This is a genomic window from Mesobacillus boroniphilus JCM 21738, assembly GCF_000517385.1.
GTDB classification, from domain to species: domain Bacteria; phylum Bacillota; class Bacilli; order Bacillales; family Cytobacillaceae; genus Mesobacillus; species Mesobacillus boroniphilus.
Genome location: NZ_BAUW01000141.1, coordinates 1 through 6,072, shown reverse-complemented (window position 1 = coordinate 6,072; position 6,072 = coordinate 1). Strand labels below are relative to the sequence as shown.

General features: G+C 35.4%; 6 protein-coding genes and 2 pseudogenes. All 8 read right to left on the bottom strand.

Annotated features, from left to right (window positions below; all coding sequences use genetic code 11):
* Positions 1-220: 220 nt before the first annotated feature.
* Positions 221-1,077, bottom strand: a pseudogene (locus JCM21738_RS20605) (MBL fold metallo-hydrolase).
* A 325-nt stretch (positions 1,078-1,402) separates the two neighbouring features.
* Positions 1,403-1,596 (bottom strand): annotated as a pseudogene (locus JCM21738_RS27815) (GNAT family N-acetyltransferase); the annotation flags it as partial.
* Positions 1,578-1,910 carry a hypothetical protein gene (locus JCM21738_RS20600; RefSeq protein WP_148296162.1) on the bottom strand — a complete coding sequence of 111 codons (333 nt, stop codon included), beginning with the start codon at positions 1,908-1,910 and terminating at the stop codon, positions 1,578-1,580. The pseudogene JCM21738_RS27815 and the gene JCM21738_RS20600, both read right to left, overlap by 19 nt.
* 162 nt (positions 1,911-2,072) lie before the next feature.
* On the bottom strand, positions 2,073-2,636 hold the full coding sequence (locus tag JCM21738_RS20595; RefSeq protein ID WP_023626364.1) for an NADPH-dependent FMN reductase: 564 nt from the start codon (positions 2,634-2,636) through the stop codon (positions 2,073-2,075).
* A 24-nt stretch (positions 2,637-2,660) separates the two neighbouring features.
* Positions 2,661-3,896: an MFS transporter gene (locus tag JCM21738_RS20590; RefSeq protein WP_023626365.1), complete on the bottom strand. Its 1,236-nt coding sequence runs from the start codon at positions 3,894-3,896 to the stop codon at positions 2,661-2,663.
* A 16-nt stretch (positions 3,897-3,912) separates the two neighbouring features.
* Entirely contained in the window at positions 3,913-4,719 is an 807-nt protein-coding gene (locus tag JCM21738_RS20585) for a hypothetical protein (protein WP_035210094.1), read from the bottom strand.
* Positions 4,679-5,206 carry a hypothetical protein gene (locus tag JCM21738_RS20580; protein ID WP_035210092.1) on the bottom strand — a complete coding sequence of 176 codons (528 nt, stop codon included), beginning with the start codon at positions 5,204-5,206 and terminating at the stop codon, positions 4,679-4,681. Before JCM21738_RS20580 ends, JCM21738_RS20585 begins: the two co-directional genes overlap by 41 nt.
* Before the next feature lie 584 nt (positions 5,207-5,790).
* Positions 5,791-5,940 (bottom strand): hypothetical protein, encoded by a 150-nt coding sequence (locus tag JCM21738_RS24585; RefSeq protein ID WP_023626367.1) that lies wholly within the window; start codon positions 5,938-5,940, stop codon positions 5,791-5,793.
* Positions 5,941-6,072: the final 132 nt, after the last annotated feature.

The following is a 6,072-nucleotide window of genomic DNA, read 5'->3' as shown; positions in this document are numbered from 1 at the left end:
TATAAGCCTTTTGGCAGCTTCGACCTCTTTTTGGCTTATAGATTTTTTCTATAAGCCTTTTTGAGGCTTCGGCATCTTTTTGGCTTATAGATTCTTTCTATAAGCTCTTTTTGAGGCTTCGGCATCTTTTTGGCTAGTACATATTTTCTATAGGACCTTTTTGCGGTTATCTGTTTTTTTGCAAAGGAAATCCAAAGGCACACACCTTCAGATAAATAGTCTAGTGTCTACCCCTACCCACGTACTTCCCGAAGTCCGGTATCGCAATACTGTCAAATTCCCGTACCAGCTTTTCCAGGCTGTTTGACAGTAATTCACCATCATAGGTATGCCATGCCCTGTCACAGCAACTGCTGGTTTCAACGCTTCCAGCTTAATGACTGATTCCTTAGCGGATTTCCAGTCTGGTGTCAGGTACCTTGGGGGGCCGCTTATTTCCTGTTCTTGTGTTAAAACTTTATACAGTGACTCCTGTTTGACAGTGACGAATGCGTCTCCTACAATCAGTGCCCGATCTCTTTCTCTAAAAAATGAAACATGGCCTGGCGTATGCCCTGGTGTGTGAATCCACTTGAATTCTGGCATATGCGGAATCGTTCCATCAGAAGGAAGCTTTTCTACGTTACTCCCCAAGTCGATTGGTTCGTTTGGGAACAAAGGGGACATTTTCGCAACCATACCGCCTTCTACAGTTGGATCTGGTTCTGGATAGCTCATTTGCCCTGTGAGAAAAGGTAGTTCCAGTTCATGTGCGTAAACAGGAACTCCCCAATGCTCCACCAATTCGATGATCGCTCCAACATGATCAAAATGCCCGTGTGTTAAAATAATCGCTTTTGGACGGCTATTTTCACCAAAGCGCTCTTCTGTCACGGAAATAATCTCTTCCGCTGATTCCGGCATTCCCGCATCGACCAGAACAAAATCTTTTGTTTCCGGATTTCCAACCAAATGAATATTCACAATCTGGACAGTATAATTAAATAGATCTGGCAAAACCTCCATACCGACACCGCTGCCTATAGAGGTAGCAGGAATATATTTATAATCACTGCCATAGTTCATTTGCTTATCTATTTCCATTCCAATACCTCCATAAAAACTATTCATACAGAATTATTGTCTCTCTCTATAGATAATTTATGATTTGGATCGGTCGGAAAACCCAGGCCCAGGTCATATCAAAAAAGGATCGAGAAACGTACTAAGTACGCTCCCGACTGAAAAGTGACAATAAAGTTATTTAATTTTAAAACCTCAAACAAGCATAACCTCGTTATAAATTTAGGACGGGGGAAAATAAAGTTGTTTAATTTTTAATAGAAGATACTTCACTGTACTAAGAATACAACAATAAAGTTGTTTAAATCTATAAGTTGCTCCATAATGAATAATCTACTGTTTAACAATCTTTTTTATAAAATATAAGGGTTATTTTAGTTCAATTTCTTACAAACACCTGTTTTGATGTAGCCCATTTCATATAGATAACAATTACGTTCCTCTTCTAAAATTGTAACTAATCCCCAATTAGTAGCTTTAATAATAATTTTCTCAACTGAAATGATAGCTCTGAGCTACACCTTTACTTTGGTGGCATCATCAATAAATAAGACAAGGTACACCTGCTTATTCTTCCTGTTGGGACCGATCGGAAGAAAAGGCCCATACTTTATATCCGATTGCCAAAGACTATTGCCGAAGCGTTTCTGAAAGCTGGGGGCAAGCTGTGCCAAAGCTGGTATACATTCGCATTTGGTGGAACTGTAGCCTCGTTCGGCCAGTTTCTCCTGTAATGTGTTCCGTTTCAAGTGTCCGGGCTGTGCTTTTCCATCCCACTCCAAAATCTGAATGATTTGGCTTACACTTCGACCCAGCACTTCTCTTCTTAGAAGAATGGCTTCTTCCAATAGGTGAGGAGGTACAGCCTTCTTTATCTGTTTCACGGTTTTACTTTTGGGTTTTAGCCCCTGGCATCCTTCAGCTGTTCTGTCATTATTTATAAGGTGCATTTCATAATAATTATTTGCCTGAAGTTTCAATAATAAAAGGTTTTATTAGACTCGTAATACCTATATGCTTTGCTTACTGAATTTTTCTGTATAATGTATTAACTGGTCTGTAAAAGCAGCAATCCTCTTATGAATATCACCTGAATTAATTACATAAGTATCACCTTGCATAATAAAATCACTGTTACAGGTGGAAATTTGCATTGGAATTGCTAATCCTAATAATCCCCTAACGACAATTCGTAAGTGGTCTAAAGGCTGAGTGCTTCGTAATCCTCCGCCGTTGGCTACAATACCAATTGGCTTATTCATCAAAATATCCATATTTAATATATCGAGTGCATTTTTTAAAACTCCTGAATAGGAATTATGAAAATTTGGAGACCCGATAACTAATGAGTCGGCATCTGTAGCTAGCTTCACAAATTCTTTTACTATAGGACTTGGGTGTTGTCCTGGAGAATGATGAAATTTGGGATCAACAAAAGGAAGGGGTTGTTTTTGTAAATCCCACACAGTTATTTCACATCCTTTTTTTTGCAATTGCGAACCTATTTCTGTAACTAATGCAGTGGTATGTGCAGGTTTGGCTGGGCTCCCAGATATTAAAAAAACTTTTAACATGATATATACCTCTTTCATATAAAATTAATAACTTGATGACTGATAAGCTATCTCTGTTGTATCCGATTTACTTATGCTTCTATACCATAAGTATGAAAACAAACCAGTGGTTATTAAAACGTAAATAGTTATAAATGTAAAAGATATAAATAAGGAAAATGCAGATAATATACCTCCGACGATTAAATACGCAAATGCATCTGCGATATTCCCTATACTAGATCTTACTGCCATTACTTTTCCTAACATATTATTCGGAGTTCTCAACTGTAATAATGTAGTCATGGTTGTGCCAGATATTGTACTTCCGAACCCAATAATTAATGCAGCTAATATAATGTACTCTATGCTACTTGTTAAACCGAGTAGAAAAAACGCCACGCCCCTTACAGCATATCCTGAAAAAATCCATATAACGGGACGCTTAACCTTTCTAGTGGCAAGCCAAAATGAAGATATTGTAGATGAAAAAGCAATAGCTGATAATATATAGCCAAACATGCTACCTTCAGTCATATTCATTGAACTTAAAATCTTCGGTATTCCAAGTTGAATTACGCCTACTCCAACTAATAATTGCGATGCAAAAGCTAACATTATTATTGCAATACCTTTATTCTTATAGCTCATAAACTTAATGCCTTTCCACGCATCTTTTAAAATTGAAGTTTTTTCGCTGTCCATCTCCTGTTTAGTCTCAGGAAATCTTACACCGAAAATAAATAAAGCAGATAAAAAATAAGTTATGCTGTCGATATACAACAGTTGGGAAACATTGAAATCAAAAATTAAAAGCATGCCCCCTAAGGTAGGACCCAACATCATTCCTAAATTCTGAGTTGAACCAATGTATGAATTAACTTTGTTAAGTTGCGTCTTATCTTCCACTAGTAAAGGAATACTAGCTTGGATTGCCGGATGAAAAAAGGCTCTAAACGCGGTTATTAGAAAACTCACTATAACAATTTGTTGTACAGTCAATATATTTAAGTCATATGCTACTGGTATTGAAAGTGATAAAATACCACGAACAATATCGCATAAAATCATCAATTTCTTCCTGTCTACACGATCACTAATAACCCCAGCGAAGACACCTATAAAAAAATACGGAATGATAGATGTGAAAAGTATAGCTCCTGCCCCAAAAACAGAATCAGTGTACTCAAATGATAAAAGAGTAAGAGCTAACGTATATATAGCTGTACCAAATATAGACGTTGCGTCCGCGGCCCAAATCAATTTTAGATTTCGGTTCATAAAAACCCCCCCTAGTTCAATTGGTGAAATTAACCTCTATGAATTCCTCTGATAGAATGTCGTTTATAAACGACTTAAAGCTCATATTTAGCTCTAAACTTGATTTTGTGTAGTGGCCTGTCCGGTCAATATCTCTCACTAGTTGTGATATTGAGTTGTGATTTTGAGGATTGTAATAAACCCACATATTTTCAAACCAAATCTCAATTGAATTGGAATGCTCTTCCAAATAAAATAACCATTCTCGAACAACGCCTTTGAATAAAGTTTTGTTACATGGGTCGCATTGAATACCCCAATAAATATATAAATCGTCCCCAAGTGTTATCAAACTTTGTACAATTCGGTAAGATAGTCCTTTTTCTCGAATTAAGCTTTCTAATGTTGGAAAGTTTGGATTGGTTCCAAAGGCTGTTTCTTGTAAAATTAAGGCGCATAATGATGATCGTCTGGGTAGCCGAGTGATTATTGCTACGCCATGGAAATTAGCTTTAATTATCTTGTTATCTATTGTTACTTGTTCTCTTTGTATAGTCCGCGGAGTCTCTATGTTGCTAAATTCTTCAAAATATTTCTCTTTAATTACATTGTTATTTGGAGTAACTATACTAATGCCTACAAGGTACCCTCTATCTTTTATTTGGGGGGTTTTAAAGACTTTAATAATTCTCCGCTTTATTTCTATTTCCAGGTTTGTCATATGCTTTTCTTCATTGGTCTTAAGGTGTGGTTTCCATCTGTATGCAAGCAAATGTACTATGGATTCTGTCATGGTTTTTTCACTAAAAAAAAGAAATATGGTACAGCGTGTACCATCCTTCATACCTAACGCTTTCTAACATACCTTTAGTGAGGATTTCAGGTGGTAGTTCTTTTGGTATTAAAAGGCGACCTATCCCCTGACAATCTATTCGGATCAGTAAATGATACCTCTTAGTCAAAGGTGAAGAAACAGCTGTATAATAATTAGAATTATTTCTTATTATTATAGGTGAAATAAGACCCGTTTCAGTATTGGTGTGATTGGATAAGTTCTCTACGGTATCCTCTTTATGATTTTTTATAATAGACTTTTTTGTGGAAATATACCTTATATTTGGATTGCTAATTGAATTACAAAGATAAAGACCATTTTCATAAGATATCTCTTTTATTATTTTTTGTTGCCAATCTTCTATATCTCCGAGTATTAATTTGTCTAATTGGTTGATGTACAGATTATTTATATACTTTATTCTCGTTTGTAAATCTTCTGCTGAACGATGGTAATTAATATGTAGCTTGATTAGTGCCTTATTAAACTCTTGCAAAGTTATAGGATATTCTAAACATGAAATGATTTTTTCTATATTGCATTTCTTTGCTTCGGGTAATATTGAGTCAAGTGTTAAAACACCGGCGTGATTATAAATTTGGATTCTGAGTGTAAATGTACCTGAAAAAGATTTTTTTACCCTTGAGTCCCAAATGTTTTTTAAAACTTCAGCGTATAATTGATGGGATTTATCTATACTTAAAAACCAGGCTCCACCTACAAAAGGGGTTTTGATATCTTTTGGTATTAAGCTTTCTCCTTGTCCAATGGTAAGAAGTTCAGTACAAATCCGTGAATTAGAATGATGATTTTCTAATAAATTCGATTCCTCGATGCAATTTAGGATATACTCCCTTTCCCAAGGGCCAATTACATTAACCGATGAAGCTTTTTTATATAAACTTAATCCTTTTTCTAAGTCGGATTTATTTATTTTGGAAATTTGACTATCACTTCCTAATATTGATCTTCCGTAATCCTTACCATTAAAAAGGAAAAAATGAAGATATTCTAATGCCTTATTTCTTTGGTTTATATTAAATTGTTTAATTTCATTCTTGATCGTATTTCTTTCCTGCTCTAAAATTTTTTCATCAATTGTGAGTTGCCAATTAAAATGGCTAAAAACAGTTTTAATGTTATTCTTTGTGCTGCTTCGATTTCTTCAGCAGTTGCAACTTCTGCTTCTTCGTTTAAGTCCTCTAAGAACTTCAAAAGATCTTGATTCATTCAGAATACCCCCCTTTCTATTTTGTTATTTTATGTAAATTCTAAGGTGTTATCTAAATATTAAACTTGACTCTTGCATTTTTTAATTCCACCCCTAAAAAAGGGCATACGGGTAGTACAGTCGGAAAAATA